Annotated in this window: 14 protein-coding genes; 7 read left to right on the plus strand and 7 right to left on the minus strand. The window is 52.7% G+C overall.

Going from position 1 to position 19286, the window contains the following annotated elements; translation table 11 throughout:
* The gene (locus IPM52_09570) at window positions 1-1245 is read right to left on the minus strand and encodes an ROK family protein (protein MBK9291859.1); all 1245 of its coding nucleotides are present in this window, start codon (window positions 1243-1245) and stop codon (window positions 1-3) included.
* 12 nt (window positions 1246-1257) lie between these two features.
* Window positions 1258-3129 carry a phosphodiester glycosidase family protein gene (locus IPM52_09575; GenBank protein MBK9291860.1) on the minus strand — a complete coding sequence of 624 codons (1872 nt, stop codon included), beginning with the start codon at window positions 3127-3129 and terminating at the stop codon, window positions 1258-1260.
* Window positions 3130-3512: 383 nt separating this feature from the next.
* Here IPM52_09575 and IPM52_09580 point away from each other — a divergent pair, with 383 nt between their 5' ends.
* On the plus strand, window positions 3513-5759 hold the full coding sequence (locus tag IPM52_09580; protein MBK9291861.1) for a glucosamine-6-phosphate isomerase: 2247 nt from the start codon (window positions 3513-3515) through the stop codon (window positions 5757-5759).
* Between the two features lie 34 nt (window positions 5760-5793).
* On the opposite strand, the gene IPM52_09585 is transcribed toward IPM52_09580, so the two are convergent.
* Window positions 5794-8286 carry a prolyl oligopeptidase family serine peptidase gene (locus IPM52_09585; GenBank protein ID MBK9291862.1) on the minus strand — a complete coding sequence of 831 codons (2493 nt, stop codon included), beginning with the start codon at window positions 8284-8286 and terminating at the stop codon, window positions 5794-5796.
* A gap of 213 nt (window positions 8287-8499) precedes the next feature.
* Here IPM52_09585 and IPM52_09590 point away from each other — a divergent pair, with 213 nt between their 5' ends.
* The 3 genes from IPM52_09590 (at window position 8500) to mscL (ending at window position 11624) form a co-directional block, all read left to right on the plus strand.
* A complete protein-coding gene (locus IPM52_09590; protein ID MBK9291863.1) occupies window positions 8500-9402 on the plus strand; it encodes a hypothetical protein in 903 nt (300 codons plus the stop codon).
* Window positions 9403-11064, plus strand: coding sequence for a GAF domain-containing sensor histidine kinase (locus IPM52_09595; protein ID MBK9291864.1), 1662 nt, complete (start codon window positions 9403-9405; stop codon window positions 11062-11064).
* A gap of 134 nt (window positions 11065-11198) precedes the next feature.
* Complete coding sequence (gene mscL, locus IPM52_09600) at window positions 11199-11624, plus strand: large-conductance mechanosensitive channel protein MscL (GenBank protein ID MBK9291865.1); 426 nt, start codon at window positions 11199-11201, stop codon at window positions 11622-11624.
* A gap of 30 nt (window positions 11625-11654) precedes the next feature.
* Here mscL and IPM52_09605 read toward each other — a convergent pair whose 3' ends face one another.
* Together IPM52_09605 and IPM52_09610 are read right to left on the minus strand one after the other, a co-directional pair.
* Window positions 11655-12221, minus strand: coding sequence for a DUF3109 family protein (locus tag IPM52_09605; protein MBK9291866.1), 567 nt, complete (start codon window positions 12219-12221; stop codon window positions 11655-11657).
* Window positions 12222-12298: 77 nt separating this feature from the next.
* Window positions 12299-13135, minus strand: a complete 837-nt coding sequence (locus IPM52_09610; GenBank protein ID MBK9291867.1) for a mechanosensitive ion channel — start codon at window positions 13133-13135, stop codon at window positions 12299-12301.
* A gap of 263 nt (window positions 13136-13398) precedes the next feature.
* On the opposite strand from IPM52_09610, the gene thrA reads away from it, so the two are divergent.
* From thrA to thrC, 3 genes are all read left to right on the plus strand, one after another.
* Window positions 13399-15846, plus strand: a complete 2448-nt coding sequence (gene thrA, locus IPM52_09615) for a bifunctional aspartate kinase/homoserine dehydrogenase I (GenBank protein MBK9291868.1) — start codon at window positions 13399-13401, stop codon at window positions 15844-15846.
* A 237-nt stretch (window positions 15847-16083) separates the two neighbouring features.
* Window positions 16084-17025, plus strand: coding sequence for a homoserine kinase (locus IPM52_09620; protein ID MBK9291869.1), 942 nt, complete (start codon window positions 16084-16086; stop codon window positions 17023-17025).
* Window positions 17022-18317, plus strand: coding sequence for a threonine synthase (thrC, locus tag IPM52_09625; protein ID MBK9291870.1), 1296 nt, complete (start codon window positions 17022-17024; stop codon window positions 18315-18317). The genes IPM52_09620 and thrC overlap by 4 nt, the downstream gene beginning before the upstream one ends.
* 69 nt (window positions 18318-18386) lie before the next feature.
* Here the strand turns inward: thrC and IPM52_09630 are convergent, their stop codons facing one another.
* Both IPM52_09630 and IPM52_09635 read right to left on the minus strand, forming a co-directional pair.
* A complete protein-coding gene (locus IPM52_09630; protein MBK9291871.1) occupies window positions 18387-19010 on the minus strand; it encodes a nucleotidyl transferase AbiEii/AbiGii toxin family protein in 624 nt (207 codons plus the stop codon).
* Window positions 18965-19270 (minus strand): hypothetical protein, encoded by a 306-nt coding sequence (locus IPM52_09635; protein ID MBK9291872.1) that lies wholly within the window; start codon window positions 19268-19270, stop codon window positions 18965-18967. Before IPM52_09635 ends, IPM52_09630 begins: the two co-directional genes overlap by 46 nt.
* Window positions 19271-19286 lie beyond the last annotated feature (16 nt).

Consider the following 19286-nt stretch of genomic DNA (forward strand, 5'->3'; position numbering starts at 1 on the left):
TCAGAAATAGACGGGATTCTCGACGTTGCGGTTCTGCAACAGCTCGAAATGCTCAAATACCAGCGATGCCACCCCTTTGAGAAGCGCCATATCGCCCAGAACAGATGCCTCGAGGCGGCACATTTTCAGGGGATTGATGAGCGCAGACTCGGCCATGCCCGACCGGACAGGATCAAGAATGATGGCGCCAAGCTTGGCAAATTTTCCGCCCAGCACCACAAGCTCCGGATTGAGCAGGTTTATGATGTTGCCCAGGGCATAACCCAGGTCACGCCCCATCTGCTGGATGAGCCTGATCGACAGCTGGTCGCCTTTGAGCGCGGCCTCAAGAATCTGATCGTAGCGCACGCCATCCCCAATTTCTCCGGCAAGGAGCGAGGGCTGACTTTCGGAAATCTGTTGCATAAACTGCTCTTCCAGCGCATGACCACCTACCATGGTGCCCAGGCAACCCACCTTTCCGCACAAACACATCTTTTCGCCCTTGCCAAAATGCATATGACCAAACTCACCGGCATAGCCTGCTGAACCGCTTACAAGATTTCCGTTGATTATCAACGAAGTACCCAGACCTCGGCTCAGGTTGATGACTACTGCATTGTTGGCATTCATGGCGTGTCCGAGGTTCTTTTCGGCAATGCCAAGACAACGGGTGTCGTTTTCGATAAAAACCGGGGTGTTGAAACGCTCCGAAAGATATGCAGCAAGCGGTTGCTCAAGAAAATTGAAATAGGTGATCGACCTGCCGCTTTCGGTATTCACCCGGCCGGTGATGCCGAATCCCATGCCCAGCACGGTGTCTTCTTTTACCTCGCAATTGTCGAGACATTGCTGAACAAAGGCGACCACTTCTTCAAGACAAGTTTCAGTGTTTTCAAGCTTGAAGTCTGTTTTTTGCCTGTATTTGAGCACATTGAGCCCCGGATCGACCATGGCAACCGAAATGCGCTTAATGGATACCTCGACAGCAATGGCGAAAAAGTTCGGATCGTTGAGCGCATAAAGCAAGGGTTTGCGACCGTTCTGGTTTTCTTTCTTTCCAACCACTTTGATCAGGCCCTCTTCCTGAAGCTCGTTCATGAGCTTGATGCCGGTTGGAATGCTGACGTCGAGCTTTTTGCAGATCTCGGGTATGGTGATGGCCTCACCTTGTTGCGAGATGGCCTGTATGATTCTGAGCTTACGCTGTGCGTTGCGGTTTTTGGAAGCAGCTTCGTCCTGCGGTTTATTGAATATTGTTTTCATCGTCTAAAAGTATCAGTATGACAACATTTTGAAATAGCTTGTTCCCGGGGCGCCTTTGAGCACGGCGATAAACATCCCGCTTCCATATGCCTGAATGTCAATCAGATGGCTAAAGCTGCCGCTGAGGCGTGACTGCTGCACAATCCGTCCGTCGGCAGCCAGGATGAGCAGCTCGATGGGTTCAGTTGTTTGTCCCGACAGGACGTAACGTCCGGCCGCTGCACCTTTGCGCAGATTGATTCCCTGGAAGGCCGTTTGACCCAGCGAAGAAGGCTGTTGAACTTCGATGGGGGCAGACACCTGCAGCAGGATGGGCGGGTTGCTCTGCAACACCCCTTCGGGCAGCTCGAACATGCCGGTGGCCAGGTAGGTGCCGGGCAGGTCGCCATTGTAATCGGGCGCATCCCAAAGGAGGTCCACAGTAAACACCTGGTTGAGGGTGGTAGTGATTTGCGTTTGCGGACTCAGTTGTGCGAGTGCCTGCGGCTTGCTTGTCCCCAGCGGAACGCTGATGCCGGGTACAGGTGCAATGCTATTGATGATGTTCAGGTTGAGGCTCGGATCGTAAGACACAATACGTATGGCATCGGCCACTACATACGAGCCGGAAGTGGCAGCCGCGGTAATGGTGATGTTTTCGTCGGGCGTAGCGTTGAACTGAAAGCTGCCCACATAAGCCCATGTGCTGCCCTGTTGGGTCTGGTTCATGGGCACAGTGGTGGTTTGACCGGCGTGGGTGACTACAAAAGGCGTGTTGGTGGCACGGTTGGCAGCAGCAGTCCACCAGCCATAAATCTCATATTGTCCCGGAGCGGGCAGGTTTAGCGGAAAGCGGTAATACTGGCTGGCCGTACCAAGTGCATGAAGCATCGAAGGCGTTTGCCACGATCCGGGGTTGGCTGTGGGGAACCAGTTGCCCGCACTGGTCACACCCTCATCGCCTGTGTCGATAATTTTGGTGAAGGTGGGTGTGGGCGGTATGTTGAGCGAATCGGCATGCACAATGGCCAGGATGGTGGGCACAGCGCGATTTTGGTTGTACAGGCTCTGGCTGCCCGCAGCCATGGCCGTCGAGCCGCCCCCATCGAGGTTGATGGCCTCGCTGCAGCCCAGCGAAAGCATAATCTCTGCCAGGTCGGGGATGCGCAGGTTGTTGCTGATGAACAAGATAGCTTTATTGTCGGCCGTGCGCCCCACAGCCGTGCGCGGCCTGTAGTCGGTGAGCAGGATGCCACTGCCCCAGAATATCTCTTCGCAATAGGTGATGTTCACCTGACCGTTTTTGACAAGTTGCGGCCCGCCTCCCAGCCCGAAAAGGATGTTGCTGTATTGCGTCCCCTCGGCTTTGGTTGGCGCCGGAAGCGGGTTGGGCGCATTGCAGGCATAGGGCAAAGGCTGGGCGTAGTAATAAATATCATCAAAATTGTAGGAATGATGATACACCCAGCGCGTGGCCAGCTGACGTCCCTGCTCCATGGCAAACAGCGGCCGGACGAGCGGATAGTTCTGCCCGTTGCGCACCACCGAGGTCACATTGATGGCTTTCACCTGACTGGGATAAACCACAGACGAAACCGAGGTGCCACCTGAAAAAAATCCGCCGTTGATGGCCCCGTAGGCACCCACCTGGGCCGAAAGCTGATGCACCTGGGCCGGACTGGCCACAAGGTAAGGACGTACACCAACCGTAGGCACTGCCATGTCCACCTTATAATAATAGGCTAAAAAATTCGGATCGGCAGGATTGGTGCCTTTAAACAACTGCACACCAGCCGGCAGGCTGTATTGTCCGGTTTGTTCCTGCCAAACCAGCGACTGCCCCTGAACGACCCACGAGCCAACAATGCATGCCAGGAAAAGAATCACGCTTCTGTGTAATTTCATTGCGAGGGGTGTTAATGAAATCTTCACACCAAAATTAAATTTTTTAAAAACTTACCTATACTTAAGTAAAAAAATTTTTTATTTCGCAGCACATTTGAAAATGCATACCAAAGGGCAAATGCGGTCAGGTTCAGGCAAATCAGATGCAAATAATTCATTTCCAAATACATGTATTTTTTAAATTTTGAAAATCCCCCTGGGGCTGTCAAAGACCCGGAAAAAATCACCGCAACTATTACCGCAACATTTGCATTAATCAAATCAGAAATCACCCACAAAACGAACTATAGCACACCATGAACAAAAAAATTATCCTGCCGGAAACCCTGAGCCCGGTAGAACGCGCCGTATGCTGCCACATTCCCCGAAAACATCCTGTGAACATTCCCTACATCACGGTGGACAATTTCCCCAAACTTGGGCTGCTCACCGCACTGCGCTTTCTCGAATGGGTGGCCGATCATCCCGAGGGCGTCATCAGCCTGCCTACCGGCAAAACCCCTGAGTACTTCATCAAATGGACGCAGCAGATCCTCGAAAACTGGAACAGCCGCGAAGGCGAAAAACTGCGCAGGGACAACGGCCTGTTGCTGGACAAAAAACCCCGCCTCGACCTGCTTCGATTTGTGCAGATCGACGAGTTTTACCCAATCAGCTCCGCACAGCACAACAGCTTTTACAACTACGTGAGCAATTTCTATATCAGGGGTTTTGGCCTCAACCCCAAACGCAGCCTGCTGATCAATTGCGACGAGATACCATTATGGGAAGGCAGACATTTCAGCAAGGTCTTTCCCGATACCATTGTGGATTTGGGATTGCGTTACCGCGAACCCAAAACCCGCCTGGAGGAAATTCAGCAGAAATCCATCTTTATGATCGATGACTGGTGCACCCAATACGAGCAGCAAATCCGCGAAATGGGGGGCATCGGATTCTTTCTGGGAGGCATAGGTCCCGACGGGCATATTGCTTTCAACACCCGCGGCTCAGACCACCACAGCACTACCCGCCTCACAGCCACCAATTTCGAGACACAGGCTGTGGCAGCCGGCGACCTTGGCGGCATCGAAGTGTCGCGCAACAGGCTGGTAATCACCATCGGACTGCAAACCATCACCTACAATCCGGAGGCTGTGGCCATCATATTTGCCGCCGGCGAAGCCAAAGCCCCGATGGTGCGCGATGCGCTGGAAGAAACCCCTTCGAACATGTATCCCGCAACTGCCCTCACCCGCCTGCCTCATGCCAGGTTTTACCTGACCACAGGTGCAGCCAGCATGCTCAGCGATGCCATGGAACACTACTACACCGGCAGTCCGTGGACACAGGAAAAAACAGAGCGGGCGGTACTCGACCTGTGTCGCAGGATCAACAAGTTTGCCGACCGCCTCACAATGGACGACCTCAAATCTGATCCCTATTGCCGCCTCATTCCCGGCCTGAATGCCAATACGGTGAGCGAGGTAATGGATAGCATCACCAAAAAAATCGAGAAGGGTACCGCCCCACTCGGAAACCAGGTATTTTACCACACCGGCCCGCACCACGACGACATCATGCTCGGGCTGTTGCCACACATCCACCGGCTCTCGCGCAACGAAACCAACCGCAGCCACTTCAGTGTGCTCACCTCTGGCTTCACGGCCGTCACCAACAAGTTTCTGATTCAGAAACTCGAAGACGTACTCTACTTTCTCGACCGCGAAGAGATTCAGATGGTCAAATACCCCGATTTCTTCGAACGGGGCTACAAACATAAATATGACAAAGATGTGTATCACTACCTGATCAAGGTGGCTTCGGGACAGGAGATCGAGCGCCGCAGAGGATTTGCCCACCGCATGGTGCGCAACCTGATCGAGGTGTATAGCGTGAAAAACGAGAACCAGCTCCGCGATACCATCCATGATGTGCTCTCGGTGGCACGCAACAGTTACGACGGCGCCAAAATGCCCCCCAAAATCCAGACCCTGAAGGGAATGATCCGCGAGTTTGAAGAAGAACTGGTGTGGGCCTGCTTCGGCATGACGAAAAATGAAGTACGGCATTTGCGACTGGGCTTCTATACCGGCGACATATTTACGGAAAAACCTGAACGTCAGCGCGATGTGCTGCCCATACTGGAAGAGCTGCGCCGCATTCAGCCCACGGTGATCAGTCTGGCCTTCGATCCGGAAGGCAGCGGCCCCGACACCCACTACAAGGTGCTTCAGGCCATAGCCGACGCCATCCGCCTCTGGGGACAGGAAAAAGACCTTAGCCAGCTGCGCATCTGGGGTTACCGCAATGTGTGGTATCAGTTTCATGCGGCCGAAGCCACGCACATCGTACCCGTTTCGCTCAATGCCATGGGCATCATGGATTACACCTTTACCAACTGCTATCTGAGCCAGGTGGACGCCTCCTTCCCCAGCTACCGCCACGACGGAAAATTTTCCGACCTGTCGAAACGCATCTGGGTAGATCAGCTCAGGCAGGTGCAACTGCTGCTGGGCAAACCGTTCTTTTATCAGAACGAAAGTCCCAGGTTGCGCACCACGCATGGCCTGCTGTATTTCAAGGAGATGGATGTGGAAGAGTTTTTGCGCTCGGCACGCGAACTCGAAAAGTCAACCGAGGGATTTTAACAGTCCCCAGCCGCCACTTATCCCCGAAACGGAGTCAGGGCTTCGACAGTGTCCAGCTGCCGGAGTCCACTCCCCAATCGGGACCAAAAAAACCGCTCATCCGCATGTCTTCCAGGCCGTTGAGCAGCCAGCCGGCTTTGAAAATCATCAGGTCGGGAAAGGCTGTGATGCCTGAGAAATAGTGGTTTTGCACGGCAGCCTTCAGACCAGTCAAACCACTGCCTCCCACTATGCCTATCAGGTTGTCATTAGTTCCTTTCAGCGGAAATACTGCATAGAAACCAAGGTCGTCGCCCTCAAACCTTTGGCGCCCCACCTGCACATACCCCTCACCGGCCTGCAACGGAGCATCGCTGAGCAGCTTGTTCCATGCACGGTTGGTTTCGGCATTGCCATACAGGATGATGTTGCGGCCGGCAAACTGCTTTTCATCGAAAAGGGTGTCGGCCAGCACTTCCGGTGCGCCATTCGCACGGTAAAGAAAGGTTTCGGCATCGAACAAGGCCCTGCGGCGGTTCCACTCCTGCATCTCCTCCGAGCCGCCAGTGCCGTAAACCAGCACAAAACGCTTTTCGAAAGCCGTCTTGAATCCCCCGTTTCGCCCGGGATGCTTTTCGTTTTCCGGAATGTTATCCGTTGGTTTCCAGCGTTTTCCGTCAAAATAGAAATATTTTGTTCCGGTGGAAACTTTTTGGCCATCAATGGTGACCTGTTTCACCTGCAGGGTGCCGAAGGCCTCGTCGGACAATGCGAGCCGGCGTACATTGGCAGTTTTTATTTCAAGGCTTTTGGGCGAGCGTATGGCCTCTGCGCGGCTCATCATTCCGTTTTGCTGCTGCTGCCCGATGGTCAGCCAGGCGTTGGTGGCATTGACGCCAATATTGGCTGTGAGTAATACCAGCGTATCGCGTTCCGAAACGGGTTTCATTTTGTGCCTCCGCAAAAACTCGAACAGGGGTGGCCAGTCCATGCTTTCGTCTCCATACCAGTGCGTTCCTCCCGGGTGTTCGTAGTAGGCCATGTGCCTGTGCAGGGGCGCCAGGATGTCGCGCATGCTGCGGGCCTGTGTTACCGGCACCACTTCGTCGGCATCGCCATGGAGCACATAGAGCGGGGTTTGCACATAGTTTTCTGTAAAGGCGGTCATGCGTGCGTGCAGGGCCGAGCGGTAAAGCATCTGATAATGAGGGTGATCGAAAAATGCGGTGTCCGAACCTGTGCGGCGGTAAGCGATGATGTCGGGATAACCGGCCGCAGGCGCCATGGCAGCAAACATGCCCGGATAGGTGCCACCCATAACCCAGGTGCCATGTCCGCCCATGCTGTGGCCGGTCACATAGGTGCGCAGGCTGTCGGTTTGCCAGAGCCTGCGGGCCTGATCAAGAACCTCGAACGCGTCGAGCCGGCCCCAGTCTTCCCAGTTGAACCCAAAAGGACGGCGGTTGGTTGGCGCCACTATATGTGCCCACGACTTGGGCTTATAAGCCCTGATCTGGTTGGTGGCCTCTACCGAAGCCCCATGCAACGAAAGCACCAGGGGCTGAGCTGCGGAATCGGACAACGAAGGCAACACGCTGAAATACTGCACGCTGCCATCAATCTGGCTGACAAAAGTGCGTTCGTGGTAGGTGCGGGCATCCTGCACCTTGAGCATTACGTCTATTTGATGCAACATTTGGTTATGTGCATCCAGAAGCTGCAGCCTGGCCTCCACTTTGTCAATCTCCGGCAGCTGCAGGGGTGCAGGCACCAGAAAAGGCAATTTCCGCTGGCTCATGGCAGGCACGTGCAAAAGCGGTGAAACCAGCTCCTCGCCACTGGCCAGCATTACTTTCATTTTGAGCCCCGATAGCTCATCTCGGGTTGCATTGAGTACCCGGATAGCCGCATGCAAGGGCATATGCGCACCCTTGAGCACCGTTGGCAAGGTCATGTCGCGCCTGAGCAGCATCACGGGTTGCGAAGGAATCACCAAAGCCGCCTTGAGCCGCTGAAACCTGCCATACGAAAACAAAAATGTGTTGATGCCCTGCTTGAGTTCCACGGGGTGCAGGGTGTAGCCGTAATCGTAATGATCCCCTTCGTAGGGCAGTCCGTTTATTAAGGCCATGGTATGCCCCGTTGCCTCGAGCAATACGATCTGTCGCTCCGCGCTTTCGAACTCGGCATAAAGCCAGCCGCGCTGCATGCCGGTAAAGAGGTGGTTGCTGTCGGCCCGGACAGCTTCCCAGCGCAAGGTGTCCTGCCTTTGCGGAAAACCGGCTATCAATTCCTCACCTGCTGCCGGCTGCTTCCGTTGCCCTGTGGCCATTAGCCAGAGCACCACATCCTGATTGCCCATCAACATACCCGGCCGGATGGCGCCATTCAACATCAACCCCTGGTGAAAACGGTGCAAAACATGACCTTCATCCGTGGTTTCGACACGTTCCTTGCCAAAGTATTCCACTACATTGCCCTGCTGTTGGGCCTGCATGTTCATGGCTATCAATAAAACCCACAGGAAAAGGCTGATTTTTAACGTCATTGTGCAGCGGTTTTGGCAAGGTAAAAGTACTAAAACGATTTAGTCATTATCGCTTTTTACATCAAAAATGCCTGCCCCATTGCGGATATATTGTCCGTATTTTTCGCGCAAACATCTTCTGTTCAAATATTATATGGGACTATTGATTTTAAAACCACAGTGCCATAAATTTGACGTGTTGATGAAGTCACGAAACAAACCAATCATTGCCACATGCATATCAACATCCCGGGAACAGCTTTGGTGGTCAATGGGTTGGCTTTGCTGCTCATAGCTCTGTATTTTGACCGGCGCAAGCAGGAGCCTTTGGCAGAGTCGGTTTGGTGGCTGATGATAGCCGCCGCATGGTGGTCGGTATTTTACGGCATGGAGCTGTCGGCAGAATCCGAACGTTACCTGCATCTGCTCTTTGTGATGGAATTTCCGGCGGTGATGACTGTTCCGGTATTCTGGCTGCTTTTTGTGGTTCGCCTCACAGGATATCGGTTCCTCAAACCCTACCGCCTGGGCTGGCTTTTTGTGGTGCCGGCATTCAATTGGCTGATGCTGATCTCCAATCCTTTGCATCACCTTTTTTATACCGGCGCCCGTATTGTCGAAACGAATGGTTACAGCTACACACAATTCGATCCTGGCCCGGTCTTTTTGTTTGTTCATATTGTCTATTCACATCTTTTGGTTGCTGCCGGACTGATGTTGCTGGTCCGCGCCCTTGCGCTGAGCACAGGCATCAACCGCAACAAGGCTGTTGTTTTTCTTTTTGCCGCCACATTGCCATATATCCTCAGTCTCTTCTGGATTCTGAATATCAGACCCTATGGCTTCCTCGACCTCACTCCCTTCGGGTTCACGGTCATTGGTTTGACGATGTTCGCGTTTTACAAAAACCTTTCGGACTTCGAACTCCGACCACTGGTGCTCAACAGCCTGTTCGACAACCTGCCCGATCCCCTTGTTGTGGTCGATGTGGCCCGGAAACATGTGACTTATACCAATGCCTCCGGACAACAGCTATTAAAAGCGCTGGAAGAAACTAACGAAAACAAGAGCCACTTTGAACAGCTGAAACAATTGACCGACGAAACCCAGCTGGAATATCAACAACGTTATTATTAGGTGCGGACAAACCTGCTGGACGAAAACCTGGCTGGTCAAAAGTTTCAGCTTTACCGCTTTCAGGACATCACCACGCAAAAAACGCACGAAGCACATTTGGCGGAGCTTACCCGGACTGCCTCCACCTTTGGCAACGATGACAGGCAAAACATCGAAAAAATACTGGCGCTGCTGGGTGAGATTTACGGCGCCGATGCCTGCCTGTTTAATGTGAAAGTGGGCAGCAATCTGATTACCAAAGCATCATGGAACGCACCCGCAGGCTATCAGGAAGTGGACAAGGCCGATGGTCACATTTGCACCGATGTGATCCGTGAGCGCAGGGCCGATCCGGTGGCAATACAGCAGCTGCAACAAACGGCCTATGCCAGCACCGACCCCAATGTGCAGCAGTATAACCTACAGACGTACCTCGGCATAGCCTTGTCGGCTGAGAATCACCCGGGCGCAACAATCTGCATGGTGTTCACCCAAAACCGTGAATTCACAGAAAGCGAGCTTCAGTTGCTCAAACTGGCTTCGTATGTGGTTTCCAACGAACTGACGCGTCAGTCTCAACTTAATAAACTCACTGCTGCCGAGGCCAATATGCGTGTTGTGCTCGAAAACTCACTCGACAGCATCTGGTCGGTGGATACCGACTTCCGCATCACCTATGTCAACGAGGCTTTTCGCAAAGCCTACTTTCGTGCCTTTCATGTGGAGCTCAGTGAGGGCATGCACATCCTCAACACCTTGCCCCAGCAGATCCGTCCGGTATGGGAAGAGCGCTACAGGCGCGGACTCAAAGGCGAACGCTTTGTGTTTATCGATTCCGTTCCGCTGGACAATGATGTGGCATACATTGAGCAATCGGTAATGCCCATTGTGATCGACAACCGTGTGACGGGCATTTCGTTCTACGGCCGCAACATCACCGAAAAATACCTGGCTGAGCAACGCCTGATACAAAGTGAGCAGCGCCTGTCGCAACTCAATGCGGCCAAAGACCGCTTGTTTTCGATTATTAGCCACGACCTGCGCAGCCCCTTCAACAACATCATCGGTCTGAGCGAGGTGATAGAGGAAATGGCCGCCGAAAACGGCAATGAGGCCCTGAAAGAATATGCCTCAGCCATCCTGAGGGTGTCGAAAAACACTTTTGCCCTGCTTGAAAACCTGCTGCACTGGTCGCGTATGCAGAGCGGAAAAATGCAACTCGAACCAGCTAAAGTATCGCTTGCTCATATTGTGGCTCAGGAACTGGAATTTTTGCACCAGCACATCAATAAAAAACTGATTAAAATCACCAATCAGGTGGACCAAGGGCATTATGTGATGGCCGATGCGCAATCGCTGGCTGTGATTGTAAGGAACCTCATCTCCAATGCCATTAAGTTCAGCCACGCAGAAGGTGAGGTTGTGCTGGAATCGGAGCTGGACAATGCATATGTGTTGTTACGGGTACGGGATTTCGGGGTGGGCATCCCGGCCGACGACCAGAAAAACATGTTCAAGCCTGAAACCCACCCCACTAAAAGGGGTACACAGAACGAAACAGGCACCGGCATTGGGCTGTTGCTGTGCAAGGAACTGGCCGAGAAAAACAAGGGATACCTGCTGGTAGAAAGCCGACCCGGAAAAGGCAGCACCTTCACACTCATGCTCAATCCGGCCGGTTGAAAACGCCAGACATAAGTGGTCAAGCCCCAAATGCGGATTTCCTGGCCAAAAATCATCCTTTGCTCCGAAATTTTGACTTCGGGGCGCCAATTGTTATAACTTGCGCCTGATTTATTCACCAAAAACCAAAAACTATGGGCTTCATTTCCGAATTTAAAACCTTTGCCATGCGCGGCAATGTGCTCGATATGGCTGTGGGTATCATCATCGGTGGCGCCTTCGGGAAGATTGTTTCCTCGTTTGTGGCCGACGTCATCATGCCTCCCATCGGGCTGCTGGTAGGTGGGGTTGATTTCAGCGACATTAAACTAACCCTGAAGGAAGCGGTGATGAATGGCAGCGAGGTAACCACTCCGGCTGTTACCATGAACATCGGGTTGTTTCTGAACACGGTGATCGACTTCACCATTGTGGCTTTTGCCATTTTCCTGCTTATCAAAGGAGTGAACAACCTGGCACGCAAAAAGGCCGAAGAACCAGCCGCTCCACCAGCACCCCCGGCACCGAGCAAAGAAGAGCTGCTGCTGACCGAAATTCGCGACATCCTGAAAAACAAGTAAAAGAAAGTCCGGCTACAAGGCCGGATTTTTTCATTTGCTTTGCTGCATTTCTCTTTCGAGCTGTGCATACCACTCCTGGCCAAACTTGCGGATGAGGGCCTCTTTAAGAAATTTGTAGAGCGGTGTTCCGGTGCGGTTACCAAGCTTACGGGCAGGGTTGCATATGCTCCACTGGTGGTAGTTGACATGCGTAAAACCGCCCTTGACCGCCAGCCTCACCGGATACAGGTGACAACTCACCGGCTTGCGAAAACCTGTCTTCCCCTGGCTCCACGCCCTTTCGATTGTGCAGTAACTCACCCCGTTGGGATAAAAACCGGCAAAAGCGCACTCTTTGCCATCCACCAGCGGAGTAACGAAATTGCCCGCTTCGTCGTAATCGAACACCCCCTGCTGGCTGACCACCTCCCTGCCTGCCTCGGTCATAAATGGCAGAATATTCTCAATTTCATCTTCCAGAATGCTGATTTCCTCTTCTTCGAGCGGAGCACCGGCATCGCCGCCCACACAGCACTCGCCTTTGCAGCGGGGCAGGTCGCACACAAACCGGGCGTTCAGAAAATCGTCGGAAAGGATGGTGTTGCGAATGATAATCATGGCGCAAAATTAACCAAACAAAGCCTTGCCGGAATAGCAGTCAGAAAGCGACAGACTTTATTGCAAAGTGTTTACCATCAACTTGTTGCCGTGCGCAGATGCACATCCATTTGCGGGAAAGGTATGGTAAGCCCTTCGGCAGCAAAGGTTTCGTACACCTTGCGGTTCATGTCGAAAAATACGGGCCAGTAATCCTCCTGTTTGGTCCACACGCGCACCACGATATCCACCGAACTGTTGTTGAGCTGATGAAGCGCCACAAAAGGCTCAGGCTCGGCAAGGATACGTTGGTCGCCGGCAATCAGATTTCTGAGCACTGCCTCAGCCTTTTTATACGAATCGCCGTAGGCAATACTGAATACCCAGTCCACACGGCGCTCAGGCATCTTGGTGTAGTTGATGAGCGATCCGGTGGCTAAGGCGCTGTTCGGGATGGTCACCACACGGTTATCAAAAGTGGTAAGCAAGGTGTACATCATCTGGATTTCGCGAACGGTGCCGATGTAACTGCCGCTTTCAATCACATCACCAACACGGAACACCTTGAATAAAAGGATAATAACCCCTCCGGCCAAATTTTGAAGCGTGCCTTGCAGCGCCAGACCCACAGCCAGACCGGCAGCACCCAGCATGGCAATGAAACTCGTCATCTGCACCCCGATCATTCCGAGCACAGTGATGATTACCAGTATTTTAAGCGCAATACTCAGAAAGCTGCGCAGGAAAGTACGCAGCGATGCATCCACATTCCTGCGCTCCATGATCTTCATCAAACCGGCTTTCAACCGGCCTACCAACCAAAAACCTATGACAAGAGCAACGATACCGCCAAACAACCTGAAACCAAACTCCACCAACATTTTGAGCAACATGTCCGGATTTTCAGCAAGGGTGGTGAGTGCACTTTTTTCCATCGTTTGTACTTTAGAAGCGGCTAAATTACCCAGAATATCCCAAATCGGCATCAACGGAAGCATTGACATGGTGACTTGCATCGTGCAACCGATGTAGCCGGGTCTGGCATTCGGATATGAAGTCAGGTTTTTCAATATTCAGCCAAACTCCTACATTTGTCAGCCATCCAATGAGACTTTCGCTTGGCTATTTGCACTGTTTGACGGTATAGGTGCAACGGACAAGCCGTCGGCGTGGATGAGAAAAATGTAACTATCAATCTATGAAGGTTTTAAAATTTGGCGGGACTTCGGTTGGCACCGCCGGAGCAATACGCAAGGTGGCCGAAATTGTCGGAGGACGCATATCGGAAGGCGTGCAGCCATTGCTGGTATGCTCAGCTATGGGAGGCGTGACCAACCAGCTTATCGGCCTGGCAGAGGCGGCAGGTGCACAGCAAAACTACGCCTCCGGCCTTCAGCAACTGGTGAGGAGGCACATGGACACCGCCGGTGAACTTTGTCCGGATGATACCGAACTGCGCAACGAACTGATCCGTCTGTTTGCGCGGCTCGAAAACCTGTTGCAGGGCATCGCAGCGGTGGGCGAGCTTTCGATGCGCACACGCGACCTGGTGATGAGCTTTGGTGAGCAGCTTTCGTGCCGTCTGGTAACCTCCTTTCTGCAACAGGCCGGCATCAATGCAGTGTTTACCGACAGCCGCAAACTGGTAATCACCGACAATCGTTATGGCCATGCTGCTGTAAACGAACAGATTACCTATGACAATATCCGCCAGTGGTACGGTCATACCGCTCCGGCCGTTGCCGTGGTAACCGGCTTTATAGGAAGTACCGCCCAGGGACAAACAACCACCATCGGACGTGGAGGCTCCGATCTGACAGCGGCCATTTTCGGAGCTGCATTGCAAGCCGAAGAAATAGAGATCTGGACCGATGTGGATGGTTTTATGACGGCCGATCCGCGCCTGGTGCGCAATGCGTTCACCCTGAACGAACTCAGCTACAAGGAAGCCATGGAGCTTTCGTATTTCGGCGCCAAGGTGATCTATCCTCCCACCATCATTCCTGCCATTGCCCGCAACATCCCGATCCGCATCAAAAACACTTTCAATCCTGCCCATTCCGGCACAGCCATCGTGCCCGAAGCAGCCGGCAATGGCAGCATCATCAAAGGCATCTCGTCGATCAACAAGGTGAGCCTGGTCAATGTGGAAGGCGGTGGTATGGTAGGCTTACGTGGTTTTGGTGGCAGACTGTTCGGAGGACTGGCCGAGGCAGGGGTCAACGTAATACTGATCACCCAGGCCAGCTCGGAGCATAGCATCAGCTTTGCAGTGGCTCCCGAAGATGCCGCCCCGGCTCTGGATGCCATTCAAAAAACCTTCGCCTGGGAAATATCCACACAAAAAATTGAACCCCCCACCGCCGAACACAACCTGAGCATCCTGGCCGTGGTGGGCGAAAACATGCGCCGCACCAGAGGCCTGAGCGGCAAACTGTTTCAGGCACTGGGCCGAAGCGGGGTCAATGTGGTGGCCATTGCCCAGGGCTCATCCGAACTTAATATCTCGGTGGTCATCAGCGCAGCCGACCTGCCCAAGGCAGTGAATGCCGTGCACGATGCCCTCTTCCTCTCACCATACAAAAGCCTCAACCTTTTCCTTGCCGGCACAGGCAACATCGGCCGTGAGCTGCTGAGCCAGATTGCCGATACCAAAAAACACCTGCAACAGGAACACCATGTCAACCTCAGGCTGATGGGGCTGATCAACAGCCGGCAGATGCTGCTGGCCGAAGAAAACAGTTTCGACCCCTCGCAATGGCAGCAACTAATGGCCGAAAAGGGTCAAAAAGCTGACCTGCAGCACTTTGTGGAGCGCATCGTACAACTCAACCTGCCCAATTGCATCTTGGTGGACAATACCGGCAGCGCCGCAGTAGCTCAACAATACGAAAGCCTGCTGCGCAACAATGTGTCGGTGGTGGCCTGCAACAAGCTGGGCGCCTCGGGCAGGCAGGAACAGTACGACAGGCTGCGGCAAACAGCCCGCAAACAGGGCGTGGATTTCCTCTACGAGACCAATGTGGGGGCAGGCCTGCCCATCATCAAAACCATGACCGACCTGCTGGCCAGTGGCGACAGTTTCCTGCGTATCGAAGCCATTCTTTCGGGAACCATCTCCTTTATCTTCAATACCTACCAGCCCGGCCGAAGCTTTGCCTCGGTGGTGCGCGAAGCCCGTGAAAAAGGCTTTACCGAACCCGACCCCCGCGACGACCTCAACGGCACCGACTTCCGGCGGAAAATACTCATCCTGGCCCGTGAAACCGGACTCAAGCTCGAACTCGAAGATGTGCACATCGAACAGCTCCTGCCCGAAGCCTGTGTGAAAGCCGAAACCGTCGAAGATTTTTTCCTTGCGCTCGAAGCTGCCGAAGACCACTTTGCACGTCTGCTGGAACAAGCTGCTTCGCAGGACAAAAAACTCCGCTACATCGGCCTGATCGAAAACGGAAACGCCTCCATCAAACTTCAGATGGTTGGCCGCGAACATCCGTTCTTCAGCCTCGGGGGCAGCGACAACATTATCTCGTTTACCACCCTGCGCTACCGACACAACCCCCTAGTTGTCAAAGGTCCCGGTGCAGGCGCCGGCGTAACTGCCGCCGGAGTGTTTGCCGATATCCTCAGAGTAGGATACAAATAGTGACGGGTGACGCGTGACGGGTGACGGGTGACTATTAGCAAATTTTTGATGTATATTTTTCGAAAACGCGAATCTTTGAATCATTGAATCAGGAATCTTTGAATTTTCGCCCCCGCAACCCGGAACTCTCTTCCCGTAACCCTCAACTCGCAACCCGCACCCCCCTTGAATCTTTGAATCATTGAATCAGGAATTTTTGAATAATTTACCTCCCTTTGAACCTCAAAAAGACTTTTCATGTCCGACCAAAAAATCGCTGTTTTCGCACCTGCCACTGTTTCTAACCTCAACTGCGGTTTCGATGTGCTTGGCTTTGCCTTGCATGCGCCCGGCGACACCGTGGAGATGGAGCTCAACAACAGCGGAAAGGTAGAACTGGCCGGCATTACCGGCGATGGCGGCCTGCTGCCCACTGAGCCTGAACGCAATACTGCCACTGCTGTGGTGCGCATGTTTTTCGACAAACAAAAGCTTCCTTATGGAGCAAGAGTTTGGTTGCACAAGGGCATGCCGCTCAACAGCGGACTGGGCTCGAGTGCAGCCAGCGCCGTTGCCGCGCTGGTTGCCATAAACGCACTCACAGGCAACAAGATGAGTAAGGACGAGCTGTTGCTTCTGGCCATGGAGGGCGAGCGTCTGGCCTGCGGCAGCGCCCATGCCGACAATGTGGCGCCCTGCTTGTTTGGCGGGCTTGTGCTCATCCGCTCCTACGACCCTGTCGAGGTGGTTCAGCTGCCTGTTCCAGATGGTTTACATTGCATGGTGGTGCATCCACATGTGCACATCCCCACCCGCGAAGCCCGCGAGGCCATGCCAAAAGCCATCCCCTTGAAAACTGCTGTTGCCCAATGGGCCAACCTTGCAGGTTTTGTTTCGGCCTGCTACACCGGCGACCTGGGGTTAATGGGACGCAGCATGACCGACATGGTGGCCGAACCTGTGCGAGCGCCACGCATTCCCCTGTTCGATGACATGAAAGCCAAAGCCCTGAGCAGCGGCGCACTGGCTTTCGGCATATCCGGCTCTGGACCAACGGTTTTCGGTTTTTTCGCAACAGAGGCACAGGCAGCAGCCTGCGGGCACGAAACAGGTGCCATGCTCAGCCAGGCTGGCATAGGAAACGAATGGTACACCTCAGCAATCAACCAGCATGGCGCCAGAATAATTGAATCGAGATGAAATACTACTCCACGCGCGATACCCAACACCTCCACCCGGCAACTTTTGATGCCGCAGTACTGCACGGGCTTGCCCCCGACGGAGGCCTGTACCTGCCGGAAAACATACCATCGGCCGGCCCGACTTTCGCAAAAAACTATGATGGTCTGCCAGAACTTGCTGCAGAGATGCTATGGCCTTTTGTCAGCGAACACATTGGCAGACAAGAGCTTAAACTGCTTTGCGGGGAAGTCTTCAGTTTTCCTCTTCCGCTGGTACAGCTCGGCGAAAAGCTTTTCAGCCTCGAGCTTTTTCATGGCCCGACCCTGGCCTTCAAAGACTTTGGCGCGCGTTTCATGGCGCGGGTGCTGAGCCATATTGCTCAACAAAAAGGCCGCGAGATAAGGGTTGTTGTGGCCACCTCGGGCGATACCGGAAGCGCCGTTGCTGCCGGTTTCTTTAAAGTTCCGGGCATCAGGGTATTCATCCTCTACCCAAGAGGCAGGGTGAGCCCGGGGCAACAAAAACAACTCACCACCTGGGGCCACAACATCACTGCCCTCGAAATCGAAGGCAGCTTCGACGATTGCCAGCGGCATGTGAAGCAACTGCTTTCGCAACATAACGACAACAATTTTCTGATCACCTCGGCCAACAGCATCAACATTGCACGGCTGTTGCCACAAATGGTGTATTATGCTGCTGCCGGCATTCAACTGGGCGGAAAGCAGGTGGTATTCAGCGTTCCGAGCGGCAATTTTGGCAACCTCACCGCCGGACTGATGGCGGCCCGCATGGGCATGCCTGCTACGCATTTTGTGGCCGCAACCAACATCAACGATGTGGTGCCGGAATACCTGCTCAGCGGAGCATTCAAACCGCGGCCATCGGCCAGCACCCTGAGCAATGCCATGGATGTGGGCAATCCGAGCAATTTCGAGCGCATGCTGCACCTCTACGGCAACAGCCCGGAACGTATGAAAAACCACATCAGTGGCATGGGATTCACCGACCGTCAAACCCTCGACGGTATGAGGGAGCTTTACGAACGCTATGGTTATGTGGCCGACCCCCATGGCGCCATTGGATACCTTGGTGCCAGACACTTTGCTCAAAAATTTCCGGAAGCCGCTTTTGTGTTCCTCGAAACGGCCCACCCGGCTAAATTCCCTGATGCTGTAAAACAGGCCATCGGCATGGAGGCAGAAGTTCCAGAAAGGCTGGCAGAGTTTTTCAAAAAACCAGAAAACCCCATCCGGCTACCAAACGACTATAACAAAGTAAAGGAAGCAGTATATAATTACCGTGGTTAAATGCTCCTCCAGCCTCAGGCCGTCAAAGCCTGTTATGTGAATATTACCTGAGTGTGCAAGATTACTTTATTAATGCGCATTTGAATTAAAGGCTCTCACAGCTGCAATAATTTTACTTTTTACATCACTCCAGCTCAATTGTCCGAAAACATGAGGCAAAGGTTCGGCTTCTGCGTCATCAAAATATGTGAGGCTTTTAAGCACCAGAAAAACTGAGCCGTCGGGGTATTTCTTATTGTATAAATCAAGCATCCGGGATAATGAGAAATAATCCAGCAAATAGTATATATCAATGAAATCTTTAATACTCCCTCTGCCGGTTATTGCTGCCATCTTCATTGCAGCGATATCCTGAAGGCCTGCAAGCCGGATTTGACCGATCTGAACCGTGTTTTCGAGCCATTTGTAGGAATAATTGACAAAATCAACCTTGATGTTGTTGATGATAAAGATATTGATGTTTTTTGACCTTTTTAAAACAGTTATATTTTCAACTTCCGAAAACAATTCGTCAGTATCAAGATCATCGAAATTAATGCTTCCAAAAAAATCCAGGTCAACTGATTTTCGATGACCAATCTGCAGGGCAAGCGCCGTTCCACCAACAAGCCTCATATTACTGAGCAAAGGTTTTTGCATCAGCAAGATCAGAAGTTCCAATGTTTGGGAGTCGATTGTTGAAATGTGTAACATCTGAATTCTGTAATTGGAATATTCGTTAGCGCAGAAATAAATGATACCGCCTTTGGATCGAGCTCGCGAAAAGTTATTGCAACCCGGGAAATTTCGTCAAGTCCGTAGTATTTCTTCAGCAATTGCCAGTCATCCAATTTACCGTACTCTAAAATTTGCTTAATGATATATGCTTTATGCGCATCAAGGCTGAGTGCATTTCGGTCAACATCCCAGAACAGATGTTTTGAGAATTGGGATATAGAAAATTCCTTCTCCATGGCTTCGTACAAAGCT

This window comes from Bacteroidota bacterium (assembly GCA_016715945.1).
Taxonomy (GTDB): Bacteria; Bacteroidota; Bacteroidia; order Bacteroidales; family F082; genus JALNZU01.

Coding starts and splice junctions, on each gene's coding strand:
- IPM52_09570 (MBK9291859.1), bottom strand. CDS start 1,245: ATGAAAACAATATTCAATAAACCGCAGGACGAAGCTGCTTCCAAAAAC.
- IPM52_09575 (MBK9291860.1), bottom strand. CDS start 3,129: ATGAAATTACACAGAAGCGTGATTCTTTTCCTGGCATGCATTGTTGGC.
- IPM52_09585 (MBK9291862.1), bottom strand. CDS start 8,286: ATGACGTTAAAAATCAGCCTTTTCCTGTGGGTTTTATTGATAGCCATG.
- IPM52_09590 (MBK9291863.1), top strand. CDS start 8,500: ATGCATATCAACATCCCGGGAACAGCTTTGGTGGTCAATGGGTTGGCT.
- mscL (MBK9291865.1), top strand. CDS start 11,199: ATGGGCTTCATTTCCGAATTTAAAACCTTTGCCATGCGCGGCAATGTG.
- IPM52_09605 (MBK9291866.1), bottom strand. CDS start 12,221: ATGATTATCATTCGCAACACCATCCTTTCCGACGATTTTCTGAACGCC.
- IPM52_09610 (MBK9291867.1), bottom strand. CDS start 13,135: ATGGAAAAAAGTGCACTCACCACCCTTGCTGAAAATCCGGACATGTTG.
- thrA (MBK9291868.1), top strand. CDS start 13,399: ATGAAGGTTTTAAAATTTGGCGGGACTTCGGTTGGCACCGCCGGAGCA.
- IPM52_09620 (MBK9291869.1), top strand. CDS start 16,084: ATGTCCGACCAAAAAATCGCTGTTTTCGCACCTGCCACTGTTTCTAAC.
- thrC (MBK9291870.1), top strand. CDS start 17,022: ATGAAATACTACTCCACGCGCGATACCCAACACCTCCACCCGGCAACT.
- IPM52_09630 (MBK9291871.1), bottom strand. CDS start 19,010: ATGTTACACATTTCAACAATCGACTCCCAAACATTGGAACTTCTGATC.
- IPM52_09635 (MBK9291872.1), bottom strand. CDS start 19,270: ATGGAGAAGGAATTTTCTATATCCCAATTCTCAAAACATCTGTTCTGG.